Origin of the sequence: Intestinimonas butyriciproducens, assembly GCF_004154955.1 — a bacterium.
Classification (GTDB): Bacteria; Bacillota; Clostridia; order Oscillospirales; family Oscillospiraceae; genus Intestinimonas; species Intestinimonas butyriciproducens.
Genome location: NZ_CP011524.1, coordinates 454,790 through 479,359 on the forward strand (window position 1 = coordinate 454,790; position 24,570 = coordinate 479,359).

The window sequence follows — 24,570 nt, forward strand, 5'->3', positions numbered from 1 at the left end:
GATCAACAAAATAAAGCATGGTTTTCGTCTTTCCTCGATTACCGGATGGCTCAGGTCATGCGCATTTCAAATTCCGGCTCCGGGGACTCCATGATCTGTTCCAAGTGCTGCGGGTCTACGATGACCTCGCTTTCATTTCTGCCTGTGAACAGAGCCAGGATGTGTTCCTTTCGAATCTGCGCTTCATACACCGTTCCCTCCTCACCGAAGCGGTGGGCAAACCAGTCCGCCGTTTTCCGGTCCAGTGTCCAGGACAGCGCCCTGACATTTTTGGCGTTGTAGGGGGTAACGCCCCGATAGACCGTCACCGTATCCTCCAGCGCCTGGTGTGCGGCGCGCTCCTCCTCGTCCATCAGGGACTCCGGAGGGACGGATTGGAACAAGGCCACCAGTTCTCGTTTGCTCACATTGCAGTCCTGATTGGGGCATTCCTCCTGTGTCCAGGCGGTGGATAAGAGCTGTCCCAGATCCTTCTCCGAGAGAGCGGAGGCGGCAAATTTGATAAAAGTCAGATAATAGGGCGGGTTGAGCAGTACGAAAATCTGATGGACATTTTCGGCGCTGTCTATCTGCTCCCCAACCTTTCTGCGCCACCTTGTGCAGTCATCCGAATTGTTGATCAGGTCGACCATGGAGAGGCTCCCATCCTCATTCCGAAGCGCGGAGATCCCGGAGTTTGTGAAGGGGTGGCTGACGATCACCGGGGAGAGGGCCGTTTCCTGGATCTGCACATCGAGGAGGGTGTGCGCCACCAGCTTTACGCGGAGCAGATCGGTTTCACGGGGCATCAGGAAAGGCCTCCCATCTCCATCGCCTGGGTTTCCTCAGCGAAGGGGCTGCTGCATCGGCGGATCAGGCCAAACTCGGTTCGCCGGACTCCTTCCTCCGCCATAGTGTCCTCACCCAGCTTCTCGAAATCCATATACCCGTCGATGGTATCAATCAGCTCGTCATCAGCACCGATGCGCCGAAGGACTGCTTGCCCGTATTCGTAGGTGTCCTCCGTGATACGCTCATAGTCGTCCAGATTCATGGCATATCGAAGAGCATCCTGCATGGTTTCCGGCCGCTCCACAGAAAGAACCGACAGGTATTTCATCAGCTCGCCGTCTTCAAGCTGCATCCCCTCGATGGCCCAAGCCAATTCGTTTGCATCTTCCACGCATACTCCCGTGGTGGGAATGTGCTCGTCCATATAGGGAACGGAAAACGACACCTTGGTTACTGCTGCCTCTGCAAAACAATCGATTCCCAGTGTTCTTTTTACTCGCTCCAATTCTTCCTTCGTTGCCGGAAGGCAGATACTCACTTGCGCTTGGGAAGAGGAGAGGTCAAGCTGGATCTTCGATTTTTTCTCTCTGACAAGCTCATCATCCTGCTTGCGGAGCACATAGCCGGCATAGGTATAGACACCGCCATGCTCGGCATAGTATTCTGCGCCGATTTTTGCGAAGTCCAGGTAGGGCCAGGCTGCTTCGGGGAATCTGGGATCGCCCTGAATCTGACCGGCAACAGCGACATAACGGCCAAGCGTCACATCTGAATTGACATTGGGAATGAGGATATAGTCCGACACCTGTTCCGCCACACGAATCATATCGTTCAGATCATTGATGCTGTTGCCATCCAAGGCGCCGGCATAGATGTTCCGTTCGCGGGAGTCCATTTTGGCAATGATGCTCGAAAGCTGATTCAGCTGTGCAAGCTGCGTTCTGGAATCAGGGTCGAGTCCGCTGAGGTACGACGGCAGATTGGCGATCACGCTTTTGATCTCGACGATCTCTGTTTTTCCTGCTCTGCTGGCCTCATCAAGCTGGCTGGCCGCTTCTGTCATAGCGTCATGAGATGCGGGCAAATTGAGCGGGACAATGACAGGACTCCCACTTCGTTTCATGAAAAGTCGGATCATGTCATTCCTCCCATCTGAACCCCCTGTTCCCGCTGGCACTGATCCATCGGATCTTCTGCCATCAGTTCCTCCAGATCTACTGTGCCAACATAGGCGATGTAGCCTCGGTCGGTAAACACGCCCGACTGATAGTCCATGTGCTGCAGGCCATACCGCTCGTAGTCATAAAACTCGTCCAGATTGGGGTCATACTCAAAATGGCCGGATCTCTGAATCATGTATTTCCCATATTCCTCGGGGGTATGAGCGCCGGAGGCGAATTCAAACAGATCCATGTTTTCCGCCAGACGGCGGATCTGGCTGGCGTTTTCCGGCTTGGCCATGCTTACTGCCGCTCCCAACTTCTTGCGGTCATGAATCGAAAACTTCTCCACAGCCAGCGCCAGCTCATTGAGTTCGTGGATGTTATCGCACTGGAAGTCCAGTGCTACATCCACTTCCTCTGGGAATGAACTGTCAGCTATAAAGAGGCGCATATCCTTTGGGTCAGCAATGCCGGAACGCTGCATGGCGCGCTCAATTTGTCCTTTTGATGCAGGGAGATAGATCCAGGTCACATTCCTGCTGTTCTCCTGCTCCCACCGGGAGGATATCCCGATAGCAGTCATATCGGCCTCATAGTGGTAGCAGGGCAGGTGCTTCCCATCATAGAGCTGTGAAAGCTGCACGCCGTTGTCATAGACCACTCCGTAGCGGGTGATAGTCCCCTCATTGTCCTCAATCAACAGGACAGCGGTTTCCACTCCGTCCAGCTGTTCCAGTTCTTCCATGCTGGCACACCCGCCATGGATGTTCATGTAGTGATCACGGCCAACCTCTTTCAAATTTGTGAAGTCCGTGATCACCGTCGCCTGCTGACAGCAGAAGGTCAGGTTGATGAGATCCTTCATGCTGGTGAGATTCAGCTTTTCAGCCATCGCCTGAAATTGCGAAAACTCGCCCACAGTAAAGCTGTCCAGCCGCTTGGCCAGATAGTCCAGCTCGTCCAGATTGACCTTGGTGCTCACCAGCCGATTCAGCACGGGCCATGCGCTGTCGAGGGAGTCCAAGCGGCAGTCGGCTTCAGAGGTATCGCCGATCTCCATTGCCTCCAACAGCGCAACGCAGTGGTCGTATTGATTTCTGGGAATGGGAAGAGGGATCGTCGCAACACCGTATTCCGGGTGGTCGGCGTTGCTCAGAACTGCTTCCATCATCACATTGCATCACCTTACTTTCCTTCAAAATTCAAAATCGCATCTCCGTACTTGGCCAGAAGCAGAGCGCAGACAATCAGGTAGAACGCCTCATCTGTGACCAATTCGGGGGATGCGAGATCGGCAAGAGTGATATTGCGGCTGCCGGTGGAGATGGCTTTGGCCGCCTGATAAACACTGTACAGTTCCGGCTGGATGCCAGAAAGCTGGACGGACTGGAAGTCAAATCCGCAGGCATCAAACTTCCAGATCATCCTGCGCCAGATATCCTCATACGCCGTGAGAAGAAACAGTGCGGCCAGGTTACGGTTCGGCATTCGAAAACAGCGCTCACGTCAGTGCTGCCAGCGCTCACGATGACTATCGCTCAGGAAAAATTCAATGGAGCAGCCATTGAAACTCCTCTCTAACCGGGCCTGAAGCTGCGCTCCAGCTTCAGGGAAGAAGCAATCCCTGACAAACTCGTTGAGGTCAATCGCACCAGCCACGATCCGTTCATCCAGACAGACGCACTGCTCCAAAGGGCAGGGATGATTGCGTCTGAAGTTCATGCAGTATGGGCACTCCATGTCATCTCTGCTATATTGAAAACCGGGATAGTATCGGCCATGGCCTCTGGGCTTGAAATAGGGCGGGGTCATCATCTGCTGTTCCATCTGGCACAGCGGTGTATCCCGCATGAAGTAGCGTGTCATAAGGTCATGCCCATCCCTTTCTGCTTGATTTCGCAATCGTCTTCCCTGATTCCCTCATTCTCCTCCGTATCGCTTTTCTGGCCGGGCATAAGGCATTCGCCCGGATAAAGCTCCATTTCGTACAGCACGCTGTTATCACCGCTTCTGCGGTCAAGAACCTTGATGGTCGTGCCCTCAAATAAATAGTTGGATGCCTTTTCGAAATCAGAGCGGAATCCCTTCCCGTAATTACAGGTCGAATACTGATGAGTCGGCTGATCCTTGACCACGGAATAGTAAGCGTTGGTCTGAACCTCAGTCACCACCCGTACAAGCCCGACCAGGGCAGGGTGCTTGCTATGGCTGGTTGCCACCAACTCTGTCCCGGGGCGGATACAGCGTTTCAACTCAGCCAGGTTTTTGATGCGCAGCGGCGCTTTTTGTTCGTTCTTTTGATCCAATCTTCAATCCTCCTGTCTGGTTTGAGGCAATAAAAAAGCGCCGGAGTCTTATTTCTAAAACTCCGGCGCCTGAATATTACATGATCGGTTCCTGGTTGTAGGGTTCCATGGGGTGTTGCTCCTGCTCTCTTATGCGCTCCAGAGCATCGGGAGCTGCAATGGCAATCTGCTCCTGAACGCCCCGTATGCACTTTTCCTGCTCGGCAGTCAAGTCATAACCAGCGTCTAAGGTGTCAGAGCAGCACCGGTAGATTTCGATAAGCTGCTCCTGATTGAAGATTTGCTGTTTGGAAATGAGGCCGGCGCGGATGGCGAAGTCCTGCTTGGCACCTGCATAGTTTTCCTGAAAGTAATTGCCCTGATTGAGACCTGTGCGGTCGAAGCTCCAGTCCCATGTGACGAATTGAACGCCAAGCCGGGTGGGATGGGCAGCCAGCACGGCTCCGTTGAAGTCAGCCAGCAGGCGGTAGTCACCGGTCAGGCTCTGGGCTTGCAGGGGCGGAGCCTGTTCCAGCAGCGTCATGTACTCCCGCACGGTGCAGGCCAGATCGGTGGCTCGCTCACAGGCTCGTTCCCGTTCCGGCGTCGCTACATCCACCTGCCAGTAGCGAACGCCTCCGTCCGCTGTGATCCGGCAGAGGGGGAGACCATCCCACTCCACAGGAAGCAATTCATCCTGTTCCGGCTGCGGAGTGAATCCCTCACGGTGGAGAGCGGTGCGAAGCTCCTGAAAAAACTGTTCTCGGTTCATTTACTACCTCCTGATATTTAGTGCCCTTTTTGAATTTGTCTGAAAGCAAAAAGGGCGCCAATCTGATGGCCCGTCGTGACCAACAAATTGACGCCTCAAATTTTGTGTATTCTATTGATAGAAAAATAGCGCCCTTTTTGAAAATTGATGCTTCAAAAAGGGCGCTACATGGTTTCTGGTTTTGCCAACCTCCGAGAAGAGGGGGTTCGAATCCCACCAGTTAGGGGGAAACAGCGGTTGGCATCTATGGAATCATCCGTGAATTTTTGAGCTGAAAAAGCCCGGAAACGGTTGATGCCACTGGCTTTTCGCCAGTGGCATCTATACCGTTTTGATTTTATGGTGGAGCGAGTGCAACGGTAGACGAACCCTTTAAGCCCACAGTGATAGTGTTTGCGTCCTCTATTCTCCTGTGCATCCAGAATATCAGCGCGAAATAATGTCAATAAAAAACGCCCCGGCTGCCGTGCTTGATTCCACGGTGGCCGGGGCGTTCTTCAAATTATTCGTTTACTTCCGCAAGCTGCTCGCGGTCGAGGTTTTTCTTTCGCTTCTCGGTATCGCCCATTTCATCCATAGCCTTTTGCAACTCGCCGTTCCAGTAGCAATGCGGCTCGGCTTTTTCGTGGGCTTTGATGCCATGATGAATCCAGAAAAGCGCCCGGCTGATATTGTGCTGCAGCTCGTCGTCCAGCTTGTACCGCCGTTCCCGGCGTTCCTGTTCCTGCTTCTTCTTTTCCTGCGCCTCTTTCAAGGCGCTTTCCACAAGGAACTTCATAACTACCGTGGCAATGCCGGTGCTTGCCAGCACGGAAGCAACGACCGTTAAGACGGTGTTCATTGTTCAGTCCTCCAACACTACGGAAAATAATGCCGCAATGGGAATCAGATTGTATGCCCAAACGGCAATCCGGGCAAAGATGCCTTTGCGCTTACTCGCCATCTTTGCCGCCCTCCTTGTCGCTTTCGCCGTGATACGCCACCGCAAACATTTTGATAGCGTCATAAATACTCTGGCACGCGCTCTGCACCCGGCTATCATTCATAATCATAGAGATCAGTCGGGGGAGGTATGCTTTCACCTGCGCCACGACCCATGCCATTTTCTCCGGGCCTGTCGCCAGCTCCTTGTTCAAGTACGCCTGATAGATCATCTGCGCCGCATAGATCATGGCGTTGCCCCAAGCCGCGACGGCAGCCACCAGCAGGGCGACCAGCACCGGCATCAGCAGAGTAATAAGGGTGTTCAAAATCTGTTCCATAAAGTCCTCCTATTCTTTCCGCTATCCCGCCGCGCCGGTGTCCTCGTCTGAACTGCCGGGCGTTGGGGTTTCTGTGTTCTGTTTTTTTCTGGATTTCAGCCAGTAGACCGCCACCGTGGCGATCAACTCACTTCCCCAAAAGTGGAAGCCATACTGGAAGTAGGAATCCGGGATGGTGTCGAAGCGGAAACACCAGATCAGCAGCGGGCCGCAGGTCATAACCAGCCCGGCGACCACGCACATCAGCACGATCAAGTCCAAATCGCTGCGGCGATTTTTCTGTTTCTTCCTTTTGCGCTTCTTCATGGCAGCCTCCGTTATTTCAGGTACGCGCTGCTCACCCAGCCGGTCTTACTGCCTGCAGCAACATAGAACCACTTCACGCCGTTGGTAACAGCGTAAAAGCCGTACCATATAACGCCCGTGCCCTTGCCCAGCGTGGTAATGATGCCGTACTTGTCCTTGGTCGTTCCGGCGATCTTCTCTGCGCTGGGGCCATACCGCAGATTCAGGTTTTCGGTCGTGGTGAAGCGTTTCCCGCCCTTTGCGCTGCTGTCGTGGAGGGGTGCCGCCGCCATCTTGGTAATGGTGGCCGTCTGCACGCTGGCGGCAGAGCTGGCCGATTCTACGGTAGCGCCGTCTTTGACAGCGGGATTGTAGATAAACCCCAAGAATGTGTAGCCGCTTCCCGCTCCCCAGTTTCCGTTGCCCTTTTTGCGGGTCTTTGTCCAGAACGGGGTCTTGCTGCCGTAACCGCTTTCCGATGTCACGATCTCCGTCGCGCTGATGATCTTCTCCACAATGGCGACATGGCCCGCGCCGTCGGAGCCATTCAGCGTCGCGCCCTTACGCCACACCATGCAAGCGCCCAGCTTCGGGGTCTGCCCGGTGGCGAGGCCCCCGGCATACTGCATGAAGTTCTCCGCGTTCACCGGGCGCAGGTATTTGCAGCACCCATACCCGCCGATCTCGTTGAACCGGCCATAGGCATAGCCTACGCAGTTGGAGAGGACATTGCAGGCGGCATCCGTCGGGCTGCCCTTGATCGCGTCGGAGTAGCCCCCGGCGCTCTTTGTGATGTAATACTTGTTCCCGGCCTCCGGCCTGCTCAATCTCGGTTTGAACGACATGGTGGGTTCCTCCTTTGGTGCCGCACCAGAGTATTTGTCGTAATACTTCTGGCCGTAGCTTGCGCGCCTGATCTTGACAGCCTCGCTCTGATCGGCAGGGCGCTCAAATTCTAAAAGCACCTTGTCGGACGCGGCGCGTACCGACTTGGCGCTTTTCAGAGTGGAGCACACGCCGGAATACCCGGCGATCTCCTTTATCAAGAAATCAAGCTGCATATCAAGGTCGCCGATGGATTTGCCCTTGCTCTTGGCGAAATCCAGCAGGGCTTTCTTGCGGGCGGGGTATGTCCACTGGGCAAGACCATAGCCCGCGCAGTCTTTCGCAAAGTTCGCGTAGGTGCCCTTATCCACCGCCGCCGTGTATGCCGCGTCGTTCATCCCCAGCTTTTTTTCGTAGGTGTTCTGCAGGTTGGTCGGCGACAATGCGCTTTCCGCATACAGATTTCCCATCAGACCGGCAATGCCGAAATCGTTGTACCCGGCAGCTTTGAGCCGCTGCCAGATTCTTTCCTCTGTGGTCATGCTTTCTCCTTTCACGGGATGTCGGGCAGCTCGTCGCAGCCGATCAATGCGCGGTATGCCTTGTCCGCCTCCGCGATCTCGTCCCTCCCGGTTTCAACATCGCCCAGCTCCGCAAGGCGCGTTGCAAGCGCAGAGATAATCCGCGCCTGTGTTTCCGTCAGGGCTTCCAGCTCCGCAATGATCTGTAAATGGCTGCTCATTCGTAACTCTCCCCGGTGATGCGTTCGTATTCCTCCGGCGTGATGCCCTTGCCGGGCTTTGCCTCGTTCAGCTTGACCCACCCCCGCAGGGTTTCGCGGGTGATGTAGCCCAGCTTCCACTTGGTTTCCAGCATCTCATACTTTGCGCTCACGGTTCATACCTCCTTTCACAGCATGGCGATTGCCAGCTCGATATTGCTCAACGACTGCTGCACGCCTTGGATGGCGGGCGAGAGCATCATGTAGTATTCCTCGCGGGTATACTCCCTCTGCTCATAGACCCACTCCGTCACGGTGATGGCGGTGTCACCCTCGCCGCGTGTGGTCGTTTCCTGCCGGATGTTTTTCCGCTCATACACCGTGGTTTCGCTGCTGGTGGTGTCGATGGTGGCGGGTTCCTCCGCGCGGCTGTCGTGTACGGTCTTAAACTCGGTCATGTTGCACTCATTCCTTTCCGCTTTTTCTTTTCTGCCGCTGCAATCCGTCGCTTGCAGTAGTGGATAGAAACCTTTGGCTTAATGTAGGTCAGATAATACCCATACGCATCTGCGTGTTTGAACACGCCCGCCCGGCTTACCATGCTTGCGGAATCATGCCGGGTATATCGCTTCTTCTTGTGGATGTGATTGGCTTTCGCCCGTGTCCGCTTCAAGATGGATTTCCGAATGGTCACACGGTCGCGGTGTATCACAAATCCCAGCGCATTGACAGCGCGGCCTTTAGCCCTGCGCTTCCAGCGCCGTTCTTCTTCCACCGTCATGCCCTCCGGCTTTTTCTTCTTCTCGAAGCGGTACACCTGCCAATCGTCCTTGATGCGCAGATGCAATCTTTGCTGCAGGAATAGTTCGATCTGCTGCTCCATGCGGTGCAGCTCTTTCTTGTTCCTGTGGAAGATGAAAAGATTATCCATGTAGCGCAGATAGTGGTCGGGCTTTAGAACCTGCAACACGAAATTATCAAACTCGCTCATGTAGAGGTTTGCCAGCCACGGGGACGGATAAAAGCCTTTCGGCAGTCCCGGCCCAAACGCATCAATGATGCGGAAAAGCACTTCTTTGAAACGCTTGTCCCGAATCAGCTTGTCCAGCTTGGCCTTTAACAGCTCCGTGTCGATGCTGTCATAGAACTTCCGCACATCGCCCTCGAATACATAAAAGCGTTTGTCCCCGTACTCGTTCCGCCACCGGGTCATAACCTTTACCGCGCCATGCGTCCCGCGCTGCGGCAGGGAGCCATAAGCGTATCGGTATAGCCTCGGTATGATGATAGGCCGGAGCTGCCGCACGACCATGTGATGCACGATCTGTTCATCATCAAAGCGCGGCTTCACGATCTCGCGTTCCTTTTTGTGGCTGCCCTCCTGCAGCTTTTGCCTTTCGTGATGGGGCGGATACCATTCCCCGCGCTCGATCTTCTGGCATATCCGTTCAGCCACTTCCTCCTTGTGCTCCAAAATGTGTTGCACGGATGGTCTGTCTTTCTTGTGCTGCGCCGCTTCTTCGATGGATGCAGCCGCCTCTTGGCGTTCCATCATCATAGCGAACAGCCCATTGAAACTTTTCAAGAGAGTTTTCCCTTTCTTATCCCCTCCGCGACGATGGGTGCCCATGCACTTACTGGCCGCGCCTCTTGACAGGTTAATTTTCAGAACTGTGCTGCGGAAATATGTTCACATTGTTGGGATAGCGACTATCCCGTAATGAAAGGGGCAAGGAAAGCGACGCGCCGATGTTCCACCTCGCATTGCCAGACACATTGTTCACATTCAGGTAGCGCCCGCATTTCGAGCCGTTGTCGCAGTTGCCGCCGACAATCGGCACGGCAGGGTAGGAGCTGGACAAGCACGGTTTTCGTGAACATATTCCCTTATCATTCGGTTTTTATGGGCGTTCCGCCCATGCGGGGGATGGCTCCCCCGCTCCCCCTATTAAGAGGGATTTTGTAAGAAAAGCGACGCGCCGATGTACCACCCCGCAGCGCCAGACACAGCGCCCACAGCCAGGTAGCGCCCGCAGTTCGAGCCGTCGGCGCAGGCGCCGCCGACAATCGGCACGGACACGATGGTCGGGTTGTAATAATGGAAATCACAATCGTAGGTGGTATCGCTGCCGGTCAGGTCGGTAGGGAACAAGCCCTGCTCCGTCTGCTGGGCGTTTTTCACCCAGCCGCCGCCCGTCGCCGTGGCGTTGATGCCCTTACGGATAGCTTCGTACCCTGCGCCGGTCAGGTTGTAGCCGCCGTCCTCCGGGGTCATTTTCGCCTTGTAGGTGCCGTTGTCATAGATCAGGCCCACGATTCTGTCCCAGCGGTCGCCCCAGAAGTTTTCCATGTGGAATACCTTGACGCTGTGCGTGGTATCAGAATAGCCGAAGAACTGCCCGCTGGTATTCAGCGCGCCGGTGGTCAGCAGGTCAGCAGCGGAGCTGCCGCCGGTGGTATGCCCCTGCCCGAAAACAGCCTGAATGTTGGTGCTTTTGCCCAGCAGCACCAGCAGATCGTGAATGAGGTTCCAGAACGCCCATGTTTCGATTGTCCATGCCGAGCCGTTGGCCTGCGCCGCCGTCACTTCCTGCGTGGCGTTCAGGCTGTTCACGGGAGCCTGCCCCGAAAGGGAGCGCAGCTTCGTGTCGATCTTGCTGCCCTCGAACATCGCGCCGTAGGCAAACGGCGTAATGCTGCCGTCCGGGCGGGTGTGGGCGTAAGCATGGTAGCTCTCGTCATACTGGCTCTCGCAGAAGATCACATAGCGATAGCCGTTCTCATGGTATCGCTTCACCCATACCAGCGGGATAGCCGACATGGCGTTACCAGCAAACGCGGTGTTTGCAACATCACTGTCCGCACCCGTGACCGCCCGTTTGGCGTAATTGTTCGGGTCAAGCTGATATGCCACGCTGCCGTCGTTGTTGACCATGCAGGGGAAGTTGTCGCGCACGACCCAGAAATCCGCCCAGCTTCCATAGCTGAACGCGCCGGTGGAAAAATTCATCCCCGCCGGGGTCATGCCCACCGCGTCGAAAAGATATTCCACGCGGGAACTCGGATTGCTCTCGCTCTCTTTCACGCGGTAGCCGTACCGCTTCGGGCGCTGGCCGCGCAGCTCGGAGAGGATGGTATCGGCCTTGCTGCTGATGTTGTTCGCCGTGTTCTGCACATTGTCCACCTTTCCGCTGGTGGTCTCCACGGTGGTTTTCACGCTTGCGACTTTGGTATCGGTGCCCTCCACGGTGGTTTTCACGCTGGCGACCTTGTTGCCGGTGTCCTCCACTGTGGTTTTCACGCTGCCGACTTTCGCGCCGGTGTCCTCCACGGTGGTTTTCACGCTTACAACTTTGGCGTTGGTGTTCTCCACGGTGGATTTCACGCTATCCAGCGTTGCCTTATCTGCGACATAGGTTTTGCTCATGGTGCTTTCCTCCTTAATCGGTCACGATATACACGCCGCCCGCGTCATAGCCCATCTTGAACGCAACGGTATTGCCCTCGTCCAGATCGACCTTTTTATCGAACAGGGCCTTATGCGATGCGTCGCCCTCGTCATGTGCTTTGATGGCTGCCGTCAGAGCTGCCGTCGTCGCCAACGCCGATGCGTCGATGGTCACCCGCAGCGTGCCGCCGGTGTTGGCGAACTCCAAAAGCCCGTAGAATGTATAAACATAGTCGGGCACGCTTTCCTTGCTGGGGATTTCCACGCCTGCGGCGGTGTCCGTCTGAAACAGCGCGATCATCTTTTCCGCGCCGCTCCCCAGCTTTGCCCACACGCCAAATTGGTTCAGGGCATAGCCCAAGGTCTGCGGGGTCACCTGCAGTTGCAGCTTTTGCCCCTGCGCTGTCGTTTTGTTGGACAGGATGCTGGCCGCCTGCTTCTCGTCCACAAGCGCCGTCTGCGCCAGCATGGCCGTTTCGCTCACGCGGCCCGTTCCCGCCGCCGCGCGGGTTATGGTCAGCGTTTTGCCCGTCGTCCACTGTGCCAGCAGCTCGCTTCCGCTGTTGGTGATAACGCCTTTCCAAGCCACAGTATCATTCCTCCTTAAAACTTTGCTGCGGTGCCGTAGTCAACGATGGACGCACCCGCAATGGCCGCCGTGCCGTATACCGTTGCGGTGCCGCCCGCGTCGTAATACTCCACTTCTTCAAGGTGGGCGCTGAATCGTTTGGCCGTGGCAAGCCTGCGTTCGATCTCCGCAAGGCTCATCATCTGAAACTTTTCCCGTTCCTCCACGGTGGTAATGTTCACGCGCAGGCGGAATTTGCCGTGGGTGCTGCCGTACTCATACCATTCTTCCAGCGTCGTGCCCGGATAGATGGCATCGGCCTGCGTCTTTGCCGCGCCCACGGTTCCCATCGTCCGGCGGATATTCAAAGCCGTTTTGACAATGCGCCGCTTCTGCTCAATGTCGTACTCGGTGTCGTACCAGTCGATTTTCCAGTTGACGGCCAGCGCGTCAAGCACTTCCTCCGCCACAAGGTCGATGGCGGTATAGATTTGGCTGCCGTCGATGTAGTCCATCGTCTTTTTATGCAGCTCCGCTACGGCAAGAGAGAGCGCCATTGCCCACGGCTGTTCCCGAAGAACGCGGGGCAGGCCGTCCGCGATCTGCGCGTCTCGCAGGCTTTTAATCATCCTCCATCCCTCCATAGGTGGCGGTGACACCGGCGCACTTGGGCAGCTCCGTGTTCTGCACCGCCGCGTCCGCCGGTGCGGTCAGCTTCACCCGCTTGGCTCCGGCTTCCCGCAGGCGGGCGATCAGCTCCGTGGGGTTGATGTCCCGGCCCAGCTTCCGTTGCCATGTCTGGAAGTCCGTCACCGCCGCCGCGACACGGCTTTGAATCTCGCTGGCGCTGCGCTGGTCGCTCTCGGCAATCCAGTAGGTGAACGCGATGGAGTAATCTACCTCCGCCGGGGCAATGCAGGTCACATGATCGCACAGCGGGCGGATGGTTTCGTCGGACAGGTGGGCGGCCATTTCCGCCAGCTCCGTGCTGTTGGGGATGCGCAGCCCCTCCGCGTCCTCGATCACAAAGTAGATGTTTACCTCGTCCGGCTCCGGCGTTGTGATGCGCACATCCGCTACATCGCCCCGCCACTCCCGGGCGTAGTATTCGTAGGCATCCCTCGGCCCCGCGCAGCTATACACGCTGGGAGCCAGATAGATGCGCCGGGTCAGGCTGTCGTCGTCCTCTGCGTCAAGGCCGCCGGTGCTGGGTGTGGTATTGCTCACGCTGGCGATGTAAGGGATGGGGTCAACCAGCAGCTTGATACCACCGGCAAGGATGCCGTTGCTGCCCGCTCCGGCTTCCTCCGCCTGCACCACTACATCCGCATACTCCGCGCCCGGCGCGACTTCCGCGTATTCCAGCGTATTGAAATACTTCCCGTCCTCGGTCTTGACCCGCGTGCCCGCCGGGATGGGTACGGCATCGCTCCGGGCTTCCGACAGAGTGAACCGCACCGCCGCCGTGGCCTTGTTCGGTTCCTTGCGCGTCAGGCCCACCAGCGCGGCCAGCGCATCCAGCGCGTCGCCGGTGCTGGTTTTCAGCATTTCCATCCGGCCCTTTGCGTCGGCATATTGCATCGTCTGATACTCCATGGCGCAAAAGGCTTTTATCAGCAGGTTCACCGTGTCCGCGTCGCCGATCTCCGGGTCTTTCCCGGTCAACTCCCGGTAATACTTCGTGTAAAGCTCCCGCAGTTGATCTTCTGTTTCCTGCAGGGTCATGTTCTCGATGAAGCTCAATTCCGGGCAGTTCGCCAATTCACTGATATTAGACAAGCTCGATCACCACCTTTGGGGTCATAGTTCCGTCCTGCGATTGTCCCGCAGTCCACTCCACGCGGGCAACGCTTGCCCGCGGCTCATATCGTTCTGTCTTTCGCACATACTCCGCCACCAGCAGCACTTTCGCGTTTTCCTGCGGGTGGTCGAGGATGCTTGCGTCAATACCGAAATCCCGGTCTAACGCCTGTTCTCCGGCCACGGTGTTATAAAGCACCTGCAGATTGCGGTAGACTTCTTTTGCCGTGCTGTCAAGCGCCGTGCCCGCCTCGATCTCAATGATCGGGTCTTTGATCGTTACCATGGCCGCCTCCTTACAGATATTCTTCGATGTTCAGGCTCACCTTGCACTCGACCAGCGCCCCGCCGGAGATCACTGCGTCCCACGAATCACTGACGCTTACCAGCTTAAACGGATAGGGGGATAGCGGCGCGCTGCCGATGATGAACCAATCGACATATCCGTTTTCCGCCGCCATCTGAAGATGCCGCAGCGTACTCCGTGGATTCACGCCATCCTGCGCCCGCAAGAGAATATCAAACTGATAGCTTTTCAGCTTCGGGGCCACAAACTGGCTCCGGCTTTTTCTGCCGATCACATCATGCACAGCCCACTCGCCGCCTGTACTTCCTTTCAGGCCGGAGGGTGTCAAGATGCGCCGATTGCTCACGGTGAAAACCATTCCCAAATAGCTGCCTAATGCCAATCCATTCACCCCCTGTTACGGCTTCGGCGCGCTGGTGTCAGCGCCCAAGTTGCCCGTGTGCTTGTGCTTCGTCAGCTTAATGCTGCCGATCTCAACCTCGCCTGACGCGCCCTTGATATTGACCTCCGGGGCCTCCATGCTGACTTTGGTTGGGCTGGTGATGCTCACATCCCCCGCCGCGCTGATCGTCACGGTTGCGCCGTTGATGGTCAGGGTCACATCCCCGGTCACGGTTTTTTCCACCTTGCCGGTCACGGTTTCCTTGATGTCGCCCTCATAGATGCGCTCCACCTTGGCCTTGTAGGTTTCCTTGTCGTCGCCGGTGACAGAAAGCGCCCGCTTCCCGCCCACCGCCTCGCTTATGGAGCCGTTGGCTTCCAGACTGATAAAGCCGCCCGCCTCCATGGTGATGTTGGTTCCTGCGATGATGCCCACGCCTGTTTTGGCGGTGACGCTGGCGCTGGCCCCGGTACTTTTGAGCTGGATTTGACCGCCCGCAATAAAGCTCGCCGCGCCCTTTGCCTCGTCGTATATTTCGCCGTTGCAGTTTCGCCCGGTTCGCTTGTCCACATACTGCGTAAAAACGCCCGTGTTCTCGTCGTAGCGGTCATACGCCTGCCCTTTGGTATTGCTGTATTCCTTGCGGTACAGCCCCCGGTAGCCCTCCGCCGGTTTGTTGGTCTTGTTCCAGACCGTGCCGGTGGTCGTGGCCGCCACTGTGCCGTTGCTGTTGTGGCTCACGCTGACGATCTGCCCAATCACCGGCATTTTATATTCGCCGTTGGACATGGCGTTGATCTGCCGGGTCACGCTCTTGCCGCGATCAAAGTAGGTGACTTCATAGGTTCCGGCCTTATAGTCAATGGCGCTCACGCGCCCTGTTCTGTTGGTCGATGCCATGGCTGCCTCCTTACCTTGTCCCGTTCCCGGCGCTGCCTCCGCCGCAATAACTGGCAGGCACCCAGCCGGTCACATTCTGCCCCACAGGCAGCTTCCCGCACCGGGCGGCGCTGTTGGTAATGCGATACCGCCCGTTTATCAGGATGCCGTCATAGAAGTAATAAGTGCCGCTCTTTGTGCCCGCCTTGTTGGTCGCGGTGCTGGAAACATAGAGCGGGGCTTTGTTCAGTGTGACCGCCGCCCCGGCAACAGCACCCGCCGCCGCGCTGGCGGCATTTGCCGCCGGGCTGGTGGTTTCATAGGTGCTGCTGTAATTCTCCTTGCTTTCCGCCGCCGTTTTCTGATATTCGATCTTGCCGCCCACATCCCAGTGATGGAATCCCGGACGCACGGCGCTGGCCTCGATCTGCGTTTCATATCCGCCTCGGCTGACCTTGTGGGTCACTTTGTCCACAAAGTATTTCCCGTTCAGCCCGCCGTTTTCCCCGTCTCCGTAGCCGGTCAGGAGAATGTTCATGGCTGCGCTGATGTGCCACGCGCCCGGCATGGTGAATCTGATCTTGATTTGCCCGTGGTTGGCGTTGTTGATCTCGGCGCAGAGCTGCACGCTCGCATCGTAGACGCTGGAAGCCCTGCGGTTCACGCTCTTGGTGTGGGTGCCGCCGCCGACGCTGCAGGAAATATCGCAGTCCTTGTCCGGGTCGGTGTAGTCGAAATATCCGCCGGTGTAGGTGCCAAACAGCGTCGTTCGATACGAAAAGCTGCCCGGCTTGATCTGCGTGCGGTCAACGGTGACGGCAGCCCGCTTTTCCTTGTAGCGCTCCCGGTCATATATCCACAGCCGGGATGCGTAAACTTTCAAGATCAGGCCGTAATTCTTGCACAGCTCATTGAGATAGCTGCTGTCGGTGCCGTCCTGTTCGTCGCTTTCGATGTCGTAGTCGTCGGCATCGAAAGCGAATTGCAGGCCGTACCGGGCGGCTATGGTGCTGGCTATGCGCTTAATGGATGTGTTTTTCCACACATATTCCCGCTCCAACTCCGAGAAATCGGTGTTGCTGGGCTTGCTCACGCCGCCGATCTGCAAAGTTGTCGGCGCGTCCGAAAACGAGATGTCGTCCAGTACGAACAGCCCGCAGTGGATGGCGCGTGTGTCCCCGGTGCTGTCCCAGTCCCGCCCGACGATGCGTGGAGAAAGGGTAGCCCCCTTGTTTGGCATCCAGCCCCGCAGCCACTTTCCATCCTGCGCATCCAGCGTAATGTCTACGCTGTCGCTGTTGTCTGCCGCGCTGTCAACATAGGTCAGGCTCTCCACATACTCCGCGATGTCGGTGCCGGTTTTCTTTGCGGCAGCGGTCTTGCTCTCTGCCGCACCAGCAGAGGTAATGCCTTTGCAGTCAGCATCGTTTACCCACCCGGTCACATTCTGTCCGACAGGCTTTTTACCCACCCGCGACAAAAGGTTGGTGATCCTGCGTCTGCCGTTGATCACAGCGCTGTCGTAGAGATAGTACACGCCCGTTTTGTGGGCAGACGGCTTATTGGTAGTGCTGGACGCATACAGCGGCGCATTGTTCAGCGTCACCGTCTGCCCGGCCACTGTCGCCGTGCCCTGCGCTGCCGCCTGCGTCGAACCGCTCTGTGCCGCCGCCTGCGCTAAATTGGCGTTGATGTAGAAAACTTCCAGAGATACGCTTCTGCCTTTCCTCATAAGCTCGCCTCAAACTTCCATGGGGGCTGCAGTCCGTCCCGTTCTTCTTCCAGTTCCGGGGTGGCAAGCACCACCCCGGAGCCAAAGATGAATGTGTCGATGTGCTGCGGATTCGCGGCCATAAGCACATCCGCGTGGTATTCGTCCCCGTATACTTCCTTGGCGATCATGTCCCATGTATCGCCGCTCTTGGTCGTGTATGCCATAGCTGCCTCCCGTCAATAGGCCGTCCGCATCCTGCGGTGCTGCATCTGCTCATACCATTCCTCAAACTGGCTGCGCATTTCCGCGATGGCCTGCTCCATGACAGAGGCATCCGCATTGCCCTGAATGATGATCTGCGGCGCAAAGGTCATGCTCTCGCCGCCGGGGTATGCGCCCCAGCCCTGATCGTCCCGCTCGATCTCGTCCAGCTTCACAGCGTTCACGCCCAGCATACGGCCCGCCTGCTCCCACAGGGAGATATTGCGCGCCCGCTCGCTGGATTTGAAGCTGATAACCGCCTCGCGCCCGGCTTCGCCCGCGATACTCGGCCCGGCAGTAAAGCCGCCCCGGGCAAGCATGGGGATTTCCGGGATATTGATGGAGAACGATTTGCCGCCGATCAGCGGCACCCAGTCCGGGATAGTCAAGCCCAGCTTATTGATGCCGGAAATAGCGGAGTTGATAAGGGAGATCACCGCGTTAATGGGAGTTTTGCACAGCGTCACCAGCGCGTCGAAAGCGTTGCCGAACACCTGCTTGATGCCGTCCCACGCCTGCTGCCAGTTGCCCGTGAACACGCCGGTGATAAAGGAGATCAGGCCGTCAAAGATGCCCTTGATATTCGCCATAAGGGCGCTGATGCCCTGTGCGAATACCGAGAACGCGGACAGCACTGCCGGGATGGCGACGCTGCCGATGTTGAGGATGATCTGGATGATAGCCTCGATGATGGGCATGGCCGTCTGAATGGCAGAGCCAATGAGCTGCATCCCGGTCATAACCGCAGAGCCGATGCCGGAAATAATGCTGGCGATGGTCGGTGCCGCCGACGCGAACATGGTCACGATGGTGGGCAGCACGGTTTGTGTGATGAATGTAAACGCCCGCTCAATGATGGGCTGTACGGTGTTTACCGAGAAAGAAACGAGCTGGCCGACAACGCCCATGACGGACTGGATGATCTGCACCACGCCGTCAAAGGCGGCAAGGCCATTCTCCTGCCCGCCGAAGATGGTAGACAGCAATCCGCCCTTGCCCAGCGCCCCGGAAAACATTTCCCGCAGCGGTGCCAGCGCGTTTGCCACGCCGCCCTCTTGGAACAGCCCGGATATGAACTGACCAACGCCCTTGATCTTGTCGGTGAATGTGTCGAATATCACAAGGCCCTTTTCCCCGAACACATTGCCGACGATGCCCCGTATATCTTCCAGATGGTCGCCGAGGATGCTTACCACGGCAATGATGCCGCTGATCGCGCCCACCACGGGAGCCGCGCCCGCAAGCAGGCTTCCGAAGCCTCCCGCGATAGGCCCCCAGATGCTTCCCATCAAACCGGCACTGCCGCGCAGCAATCCGCCCGCCAGTTGCCCGCCTTTGGAATTGGCGAGGATATTGCCGTTGATGATGGCGCTCGCGCCGATGCCAGCGATACCCTTGCGGAGCGGAAGCGTCGCCGCGCTCAAAAGGCCGCCGATGCCGCTCTTGGCTGCCGCCGCCTTGCCGCCGATGAACCCGCCAGCTTTGTTCAGCAGCCCGCCCAAGAACTGTCCCGGTTTCGTGCCTCCGATCACGCTGCCCAGATTGCCCAAAGACGACCCGATGCCGCCGAGGTATTGTCCCGCTCGCGTGCCACCCAGAATACTTCCGATACTCTGATAGCCCGAAAGCAGCCCCGGTGTACCCGCCGCCGTTTGAAGCAGGCCGGTAGTGCCACGGAGGCCATTGCCGGAAATCAGGCTGGACAGCGTAGCGCCCAGTGTGGCCCGCAGGCCATTACTGCCCGCCGCGCCGGAGAAAGCGGAGATCGCTCCCGCTCCTGCCGCCGCCGCGCTCTGCCCGCCGGTAAAGAGGTTTTTCACACCGCCCAGCAGGCCGCCCAGCTTCCGCCCCTTTTCCTGCCCGGCACCGCCCGCAAACAGGCTTCCCATGCCGCCTTTGCCGGTCAACAGGGTTCCGATGCCGCGCGCCGCGCCCTCGATCTGCGGGGCGAATTTCATGCCGAGGAAAGCCGCGCCGATACCCTCAATGACCTTGATTACCTTGTCGCCGTTGTTGACCAGATAATCAAGCGCCTGCTGGATGTAGGGCATGGCGGTTTTCAGCGCTTCTCCCGCCGATGCCACCCCGTTTGAAAGCAGCTTTGCCGCCGAGGTCGCCAGCGCGGTAAGCTCCGGCATATTCTTCCGTAGTCCGTTCATCGTGTCGATCATCATAAGAGAGAACTCTTTTTTGACCGGCAGGAATTGCGTTCCGATGTCGATTTTCAAAGCATCAAAGGAGTTTTTCATCATCGTGTCGATAGCGTCGCTGGTGCTCGCCTTGATGATAAATTCTCGCTCCATGCTGCCGCCGTAAAGGGCGGGGTCGGACACCATTTTCAGCGCGTCCGTAAATGTGGATAGGTTGCCGGTCAGCTTGGCCGCGCCCTTGATGGCCCACTGTCCAAACAGGGTATTCAAGGTCGCTACCTGCCGGGAAGCATCCATGTTGCCGATTCTTTCCAGCACATCCAGCATCGTGCCGGTCGCATCGGTCTGCATGGCCCTTGCCACGCCGGAGGCGGTAAGCCCCAGCTCCGCCCATGCCTCTTTCTGCTTTTTGGTGGCGCTCTCGCCCTTGGACATATTGACCAGCATACGGCTGATGCTGGTGCTTGCCACGCTGGAATCAACGCCCATCGCCAGCATAGCGTCTGCCAGCGCTGCGGTGGATGCTGCGTCCATGCCTGCGATGTCGCCGAGGGATGCCGCGCTGTTCACGACTTCGGCGATCTCCGCCGCCGTGGTAGCGCTGTTCGCGCCTAAGTAGTTGATCTGGTCAAACAGCACCATGACCTGCTCATGGGTCATGTTCAGAGATTTTTCCCATTTGGCCGCCCAGTTACCGGCCTGATCTGCGGTGATGTCCATAGCCGTGCCGACCATGGCAACATCTTTCAGGAAACCGCCGATATTGCCGTTGCTGTCATAGGCAATCAGATCGCTCATACTCTTGCCGGACTGACCGGCGGCAGCGGCCAGCTTGGTTAAGTCCTCCGCCGTCATGGGAATTTGGGTGGAGAGGTCAAGCAGGGCATTGGACATTTCTTTGTAGTTCTGCTGGAATGTCCGCCCGTTTCCGCCGTCCGCAGCGCCCCAAATGTTGTTGCTGATCTTGCCGGTTTTGTCGGCGAGGCCGTCAACATATTTGACAACATCGGCCATGCTTTTCTCGAAGCTCTCCGCCTCTTTTGTGCATTTGCCCAGCGCAACAACAGTTCCCGCCGCCAGCGCGCCCATCGCCGCAAGGCCAACCGTGCCCATGCGGCTCATATTCTGGGAAAGGCTGCTGATCTGTCCATTTGCCGAGCTGATGGCCGCCGTCAGGCTCTTGTCCATGTGCCCGGCAATCCAGATGCTTAATTTTAGCGTTTTATCGCCCGCCATTCGTCTGCCACCTCACTGTTCAGCGCAATAAACTCATGGATGGGCAATTTCAAGTAAAAGTCCACGCCTGTTCTGGTCACGGCGGAAAGCCTGATCGCTGCTTTCCGCAGCGCCTTGGCCCCGCCTTTTACTCGAAAAAACCCGCGTCGTTTACCGCGTTCTTGACTTTGAGCACTTCATCCAAAGGCAGGCCGGTGAAAAATTCCTCCGGCAGCCCCGTTGCCATGCTCGCCAGCTCACAGGCAAACAGGTAGTTGAAAGCGGTATCTGTCACCATGAAGCCCGCCCGCACAATGCGGTTTTCCGCCTCGCTTTCGTGCAGGCTGTTCAGGTCGGCAATACCATTCAGGTCAACTTCGGTATAGGTCTTGCCCTTGAACTGATACGGCTGGTTCAGCTTCATCACATGGTTGATCGTCATGCCGTCGTCTGCCCGGATGAACGCCATCACGGTTCCCGTCACCCGTCTGCTCACCCGGCGCGGTGCCAGCTTGAAGAACTCAACGGGCAGCCCCGTGGCACGGACAGCCAGCTTGCGGGCAAACGCGGTAGTGGTTTCGCAAAGCAGCGAGGCCGCTACCTCCTGCTCGTTGAAAAGCTCCCGCTGCGCGTCCACCGCGTCCTGAATGGTCAGCTCTTTCAGCCGCCCCATGTCGATCTCGCTGTATTCCTTGCCCTCAAAGAGATAGGGAGTGTTCAGCGTGATAACGCCCTCCCGCTCCGTCGCAGTCTGCTCCGCCTCGGCGGCGATGTTTTCAGCCGCTTCCACTTTCTTTTCCTGTGCCATTGTTAGGCTCCTTTCTGTGTGATTTTCGATATATGGAAAATAGCCCGCCCCCAAATTGGAGGCGGGCTTTCGCATCAGATCAGGCTTTTCACGCCTGCCAGCATATCCACGCCGTTGACCTTGTAAACGCCGTTCAGCTTATCGACTTCGAGAAGCTGGTTGCCGTCCACTTCGATCATCAGGTAGGTAAGCTCGATGGTAACGGTCGCTTCCATCGCCTCGCCCTTTTCCACCTTGCCGGGGTTCAGCTTTTTCACGCGGCCCATTTCCACCACGCGCAGGCCCTTAAAGGCATAGCCGCCGGTCTTATCGTAGACCTGCTGGGCGGCGCGGAAAGTCAGATTGACCACAGACAGGGGGTTGAGCATATCCATGGCGGAGGAATACAGCGTGTTGAACTGGATTTCCTGCTCCATGCTCTCAAACTGTCCAATGGTGGGGCTGTCCAGCTCGCCGTTGACACCCACGCCGGAAACGGTGCTGGTTTTCATGTTGACCTCCGGCAGCGTGGCGGAAGCGGCCACGCCGATCATCTTCGTGCCGTCGAGGTAAACATTGTAGTCGTTGATCTTTTCGGGGATGTAGTTATTGGAAATCATGGTCTGTTACCTCCCTTGTCAGTTCAGCGCGGCAGAGAGGGCATTGGGGTCAAACTCGATGATGTCCTCAATGTTTTCCGCCGGGGTGTAAGGGGTGATGTACTGATGGAAAGTCAACTTTCCGTTCAGCAGATCAGTGGTGGGGTTCTCGTCCTCGTTGAAAACGATCTCATACCGGGCGCACACACCACGGGCGACAAAGCCGTTGCCACGGACATTCTCGCTGTCCACAATGGCCTCGATCAGCCGCTTGTTGGCGGGGCTGTCCACCCGCTGGAAGTAGGTCAGGATGAAGCTGTTGGCCGCCCAAGTCAGGAAACGGCGCACGCTGAACCAGCGATCTTTCGGGTCGCTGTTGCCCGGATAGGCAGCGGTGTTGTTGCCCCACAGACGGAAGCCGTTCATGTTCAGGAAAGTAGCCACGCCAAAGCTGTTGATGGTGTTGGCCTGCTCCTGATCGAGAACAACTTCGGTGCCGTCCGGCAGGCAGGCAGCGGACACCGCCAGCGCCTTGTTGGAGGGGCTGACATTGGGGGTGTCGTCGTTGACGGCATCCGTGTAGGCCGTGAGGGCGGCAGCCAGAGCGGAGCCGCTGTAAACGACCTTGCCCACCTTGGCATAGGGCCAGACGGCATAGGCGCTGGGGGAGCTGACAGCCTGCTTCTCCTTGGCGGTTTTCACATCGGTATACTTAGTCGCGCCGTTCTCGCCGGTGTTGATGTCCACGATGCACACCGCGCCGAACACGCCGTTGATCTCGCGGGTCTTTGCCTGCAGAGCGGCGGCCACGGTGGCATCCTCGGAAAAGCGGGGCGCGATCAGGATGCCGGGGGTCATGGACAGCTTGGGATAGATCTGTCTCACCACTTCAAGGCCGGTCTCCTTGCCGGTGGACACATCCACGCCGCCCACAATGTCGGCAGCGGTAACCTTGCTGGGGTCGATCTTCTTGCCGGTCACGGTCAGGGTGGCGGCCTGTTCGCCAGCGCCGCCGGAGATCAGCACGATATTGGCGGTGCCGTCGTCGTTGAAAGCCACGGTGTAGTCCTTATCCTTTTCCAGCGTAGTGCTTTCCTTTTTCACGGTCAGCTCGCCGGGGATAACGCCCACCACATCCAGCACCGCCACACCGGCATTGACGGGAACGGTGGTGCTGCTGATGTCAGCCGTGTGCTTGGCCGGGTCAAGCACATTGATCAGCACCAGAGGGCCGGAGCCTACCACGCTGAAATTGGCGCTGATAGCTTCGCAAAGAGTGAACTTGGCGAAGTCCTTGTCGTAGCCGACAGCGGCCACGGCTTCCTTGTAGTTATTCACCAGCAGCGGCACATTGACCGCCTCGGCGGGGTTGTCCAGCATATTCACAGGGGCGGTGCCCACAATGACCTGCAGACCGGCGGTGCCGGTGATCGGTGCGCTCATGCTGGTGGCCTGCTCGCTGGTGTAAACACCATGCTTGTAAGTGCCCATAGTTGTTTTCCTCCTTACAGTTCAGATTTGATCTTGTTATACAGGATGCTTTCGGCGGTGCCGGGAATCTCGACACGGCGGCGAACCTCCGCAAACAGATCAATAGGAACGACCAGCCCGGCAGCCGCCGGGTGTTCGTTCAGAAACGCACGCAGCGCCTCCGGCAGCTCGCCGGGGTAAACGGTGAACTGGCGGGCCACGCCGCGCACGCTGGGGCCGCAGTAAACGCGGCAGCAGGGCTTCGCAGCCTCCGCCGCCGTTTCCTTTACCTCTGCGGCCTCCGTCTGCGCTTCCCGCGCTTCGACGGCCTCCGCCGCCGCGATATTCTTTTTCGCGCTCATAAGTTGGTCCTTTCTCACAAGAGCCGGTACAGCTCCGTGTCCTGCGTCATGGATGGGGCGGTGCATTTGAGGAAGCAGGCCCCGAAATAGTACGGGTGACTGTCCTCGGTCTGCAAAGCCCATGTGATAGGTTTCTTCACCGTGAACGCGCCGCCGAAATACGGCGCGGTGCATACCCGCTGCACGATGTCCTCCTTGATGTTGGCGACATCTTGGAAGCCCTCGCGCTCGGTGCCCGTGTCGTAGGCGCACACAGTCAGGGAAAATTCGACCTCCTGCGGGCTGTCGTCGTCAGGAATCTGCCCGCCGATCATCCGCACAACGATGTAGGGAGCCGCCGCCGCGTCCGTGTCCGCGTCCTCGTCGTTTTCTTCGGGGATAGGCAAGTCCTGCTTGTAGACTTTCAGGGGCTTTCGCCCGTTCTGCCCGTTGTATTTCTTCCCCTTGAAAAGCTCGGTCAGCATCTCGATCATTGCGTCTTGGCAGAGCTGTGCGGTTCTTCCGATACCCGCAGCCTCCACGGAATTTTTGTAGTCGTTCATGG

General features: G+C 57.6%; 30 protein-coding genes. All 30 read right to left on the minus strand.

The annotated features are described in order from the left end of the window. Window positions 1–50: 50 nt before the first annotated feature. The 30 genes from SRB521_RS02215 to SRB521_RS02360 all read right to left on the minus strand — a co-directional run bounded on the left by SRB521_RS02215 (window position 51) and on the right by SRB521_RS02360 (window position 24,568). Complete coding sequence (locus tag SRB521_RS02215; RefSeq protein ID WP_116721432.1) at window positions 51–788, minus strand: hypothetical protein; 738 nt, start codon at window positions 786–788, stop codon at window positions 51–53. Then, window positions 788–1,909 (minus strand): DUF6329 domain-containing protein, encoded by a 1,122-nt coding sequence (locus SRB521_RS02220; protein WP_116721431.1) that lies wholly within the window; start codon window positions 1,907–1,909, stop codon window positions 788–790. Before SRB521_RS02220 ends, SRB521_RS02215 begins: the two co-directional genes overlap by 1 nt. After that, window positions 1,906–3,105 (minus strand): antirestriction protein ArdA, encoded by a 1,200-nt coding sequence (locus SRB521_RS02225; protein ID WP_116721430.1) that lies wholly within the window; start codon window positions 3,103–3,105, stop codon window positions 1,906–1,908. Before SRB521_RS02225 ends, SRB521_RS02220 begins: the two co-directional genes overlap by 4 nt. 14 nt (window positions 3,106–3,119) lie before the next feature. Next, window positions 3,120–3,422 (minus strand): hypothetical protein, encoded by a 303-nt coding sequence (locus SRB521_RS02230; protein ID WP_116721429.1) that lies wholly within the window; start codon window positions 3,420–3,422, stop codon window positions 3,120–3,122. Window positions 3,423–3,440: 18 nt separating this feature from the next. Continuing rightward, complete coding sequence (locus SRB521_RS02235) at window positions 3,441–3,800, minus strand: hypothetical protein (RefSeq protein WP_116721428.1); 360 nt, start codon at window positions 3,798–3,800, stop codon at window positions 3,441–3,443. After that, window positions 3,797–4,240 carry a hypothetical protein gene (locus tag SRB521_RS02240; protein WP_087291155.1) on the minus strand — a complete coding sequence of 148 codons (444 nt, stop codon included), beginning with the start codon at window positions 4,238–4,240 and terminating at the stop codon, window positions 3,797–3,799. The genes SRB521_RS02235 and SRB521_RS02240 overlap by 4 nt, the downstream gene beginning before the upstream one ends. Before the next feature lie 76 nt (window positions 4,241–4,316). After that, complete coding sequence (locus tag SRB521_RS02245) at window positions 4,317–4,991, minus strand: hypothetical protein (RefSeq protein ID WP_207215992.1); 675 nt, start codon at window positions 4,989–4,991, stop codon at window positions 4,317–4,319. A 502-nt stretch (window positions 4,992–5,493) separates the two neighbouring features. Further along, window positions 5,494–5,832 (minus strand): hypothetical protein, encoded by a 339-nt coding sequence (locus SRB521_RS02250; protein WP_116721427.1) that lies wholly within the window; start codon window positions 5,830–5,832, stop codon window positions 5,494–5,496. A 91-nt stretch (window positions 5,833–5,923) separates the two neighbouring features. Next, window positions 5,924–6,253: a hypothetical protein gene (locus SRB521_RS02255; RefSeq protein WP_116721426.1), complete on the minus strand. Its 330-nt coding sequence runs from the start codon at window positions 6,251–6,253 to the stop codon at window positions 5,924–5,926. A gap of 21 nt (window positions 6,254–6,274) precedes the next feature. Continuing rightward, window positions 6,275–6,559 carry a hypothetical protein gene (locus SRB521_RS02260; RefSeq protein ID WP_116721425.1) on the minus strand — a complete coding sequence of 95 codons (285 nt, stop codon included), beginning with the start codon at window positions 6,557–6,559 and terminating at the stop codon, window positions 6,275–6,277. 11 nt (window positions 6,560–6,570) lie between these two features. Next, complete coding sequence (locus tag SRB521_RS02265) at window positions 6,571–7,905, minus strand: phage tail tip lysozyme (RefSeq protein ID WP_116721424.1); 1,335 nt, start codon at window positions 7,903–7,905, stop codon at window positions 6,571–6,573. Window positions 7,906–7,916: 11 nt separating this feature from the next. Beyond that, complete coding sequence (locus SRB521_RS02270; protein WP_116721423.1) at window positions 7,917–8,105, minus strand: hypothetical protein; 189 nt, start codon at window positions 8,103–8,105, stop codon at window positions 7,917–7,919. Then, window positions 8,102–8,257, minus strand: a complete 156-nt coding sequence (locus tag SRB521_RS02275; RefSeq protein ID WP_116721422.1) for an XkdX family protein — start codon at window positions 8,255–8,257, stop codon at window positions 8,102–8,104. Before SRB521_RS02275 ends, SRB521_RS02270 begins: the two co-directional genes overlap by 4 nt. Window positions 8,258–8,272: 15 nt before the next feature. Next, entirely contained in the window at window positions 8,273–8,542 is a 270-nt protein-coding gene (locus SRB521_RS02280; protein ID WP_116721421.1) for a hypothetical protein, read from the minus strand. Next, a complete protein-coding gene (locus SRB521_RS02285) occupies window positions 8,539–9,642 on the minus strand; it encodes a reverse transcriptase domain-containing protein (protein ID WP_165366527.1) in 1,104 nt (367 codons plus the stop codon). The genes SRB521_RS02280 and SRB521_RS02285 overlap by 4 nt, the downstream gene beginning before the upstream one ends. 390 nt (window positions 9,643–10,032) lie before the next feature. Continuing rightward, window positions 10,033–11,511: a methyl-accepting chemotaxis domain-containing protein gene (locus SRB521_RS02290; protein WP_116721419.1), complete on the minus strand. Its 1,479-nt coding sequence runs from the start codon at window positions 11,509–11,511 to the stop codon at window positions 10,033–10,035. Between the two features lie 13 nt (window positions 11,512–11,524). Next, window positions 11,525–12,121, minus strand: coding sequence for a hypothetical protein (locus tag SRB521_RS02295; protein ID WP_116721418.1), 597 nt, complete (start codon window positions 12,119–12,121; stop codon window positions 11,525–11,527). A gap of 14 nt (window positions 12,122–12,135) precedes the next feature. After that, window positions 12,136–12,729: a phage tail protein gene (locus SRB521_RS02300; protein ID WP_165366528.1), complete on the minus strand. Its 594-nt coding sequence runs from the start codon at window positions 12,727–12,729 to the stop codon at window positions 12,136–12,138. Next, window positions 12,722–13,879 (minus strand): baseplate assembly protein, encoded by a 1,158-nt coding sequence (locus SRB521_RS02305; RefSeq protein ID WP_116721417.1) that lies wholly within the window; start codon window positions 13,877–13,879, stop codon window positions 12,722–12,724. Before SRB521_RS02305 ends, SRB521_RS02300 begins: the two co-directional genes overlap by 8 nt. Next, window positions 13,872–14,186, minus strand: a complete 315-nt coding sequence (locus tag SRB521_RS02310; protein ID WP_116721416.1) for a GPW/gp25 family protein — start codon at window positions 14,184–14,186, stop codon at window positions 13,872–13,874. Before SRB521_RS02310 ends, SRB521_RS02305 begins: the two co-directional genes overlap by 8 nt. 10 nt (window positions 14,187–14,196) lie before the next feature. After that, window positions 14,197–14,565, minus strand: a complete 369-nt coding sequence (locus SRB521_RS02315; RefSeq protein WP_116721415.1) for a phage tail protein — start codon at window positions 14,563–14,565, stop codon at window positions 14,197–14,199. Window positions 14,566–14,604: 39 nt separating this feature from the next. Then, complete coding sequence (locus tag SRB521_RS02320) at window positions 14,605–15,489, minus strand: hypothetical protein (RefSeq protein WP_129868763.1); 885 nt, start codon at window positions 15,487–15,489, stop codon at window positions 14,605–14,607. A 10-nt stretch (window positions 15,490–15,499) separates the two neighbouring features. After that, complete coding sequence (locus SRB521_RS02325; protein ID WP_116721413.1) at window positions 15,500–17,200, minus strand: phage late control D family protein; 1,701 nt, start codon at window positions 17,198–17,200, stop codon at window positions 15,500–15,502. Then, the gene (locus tag SRB521_RS02330; RefSeq protein ID WP_116721412.1) at window positions 17,197–17,406 is read right to left on the minus strand and encodes a tail protein X; all 210 of its coding nucleotides are present in this window, start codon (window positions 17,404–17,406) and stop codon (window positions 17,197–17,199) included. The genes SRB521_RS02325 and SRB521_RS02330 overlap by 4 nt, the downstream gene beginning before the upstream one ends. Before the next feature lie 12 nt (window positions 17,407–17,418). Then, a complete protein-coding gene (locus SRB521_RS02335) occupies window positions 17,419–20,829 on the minus strand; it encodes a phage tail tape measure protein (protein WP_116721411.1) in 3,411 nt (1,136 codons plus the stop codon). A gap of 127 nt (window positions 20,830–20,956) precedes the next feature. Further along, window positions 20,957–21,616: a phage tail assembly protein gene (locus SRB521_RS02340; RefSeq protein ID WP_165366529.1), complete on the minus strand. Its 660-nt coding sequence runs from the start codon at window positions 21,614–21,616 to the stop codon at window positions 20,957–20,959. Between the two features lie 74 nt (window positions 21,617–21,690). Further along, window positions 21,691–22,215: a phage major tail tube protein gene (locus SRB521_RS02345; RefSeq protein WP_116721409.1), complete on the minus strand. Its 525-nt coding sequence runs from the start codon at window positions 22,213–22,215 to the stop codon at window positions 21,691–21,693. 18 nt (window positions 22,216–22,233) lie between these two features. Continuing rightward, window positions 22,234–23,685: a phage tail sheath family protein gene (locus SRB521_RS02350; protein ID WP_116721408.1), complete on the minus strand. Its 1,452-nt coding sequence runs from the start codon at window positions 23,683–23,685 to the stop codon at window positions 22,234–22,236. 14 nt (window positions 23,686–23,699) lie between these two features. Next, entirely contained in the window at window positions 23,700–24,026 is a 327-nt protein-coding gene (locus SRB521_RS02355) for a hypothetical protein (RefSeq protein ID WP_116721407.1), read from the minus strand. Between the two features lie 14 nt (window positions 24,027–24,040). Continuing rightward, a complete protein-coding gene (locus tag SRB521_RS02360) occupies window positions 24,041–24,568 on the minus strand; it encodes a hypothetical protein (RefSeq protein WP_116721406.1) in 528 nt (175 codons plus the stop codon). Window positions 24,569–24,570: the final 2 nt, after the last annotated feature.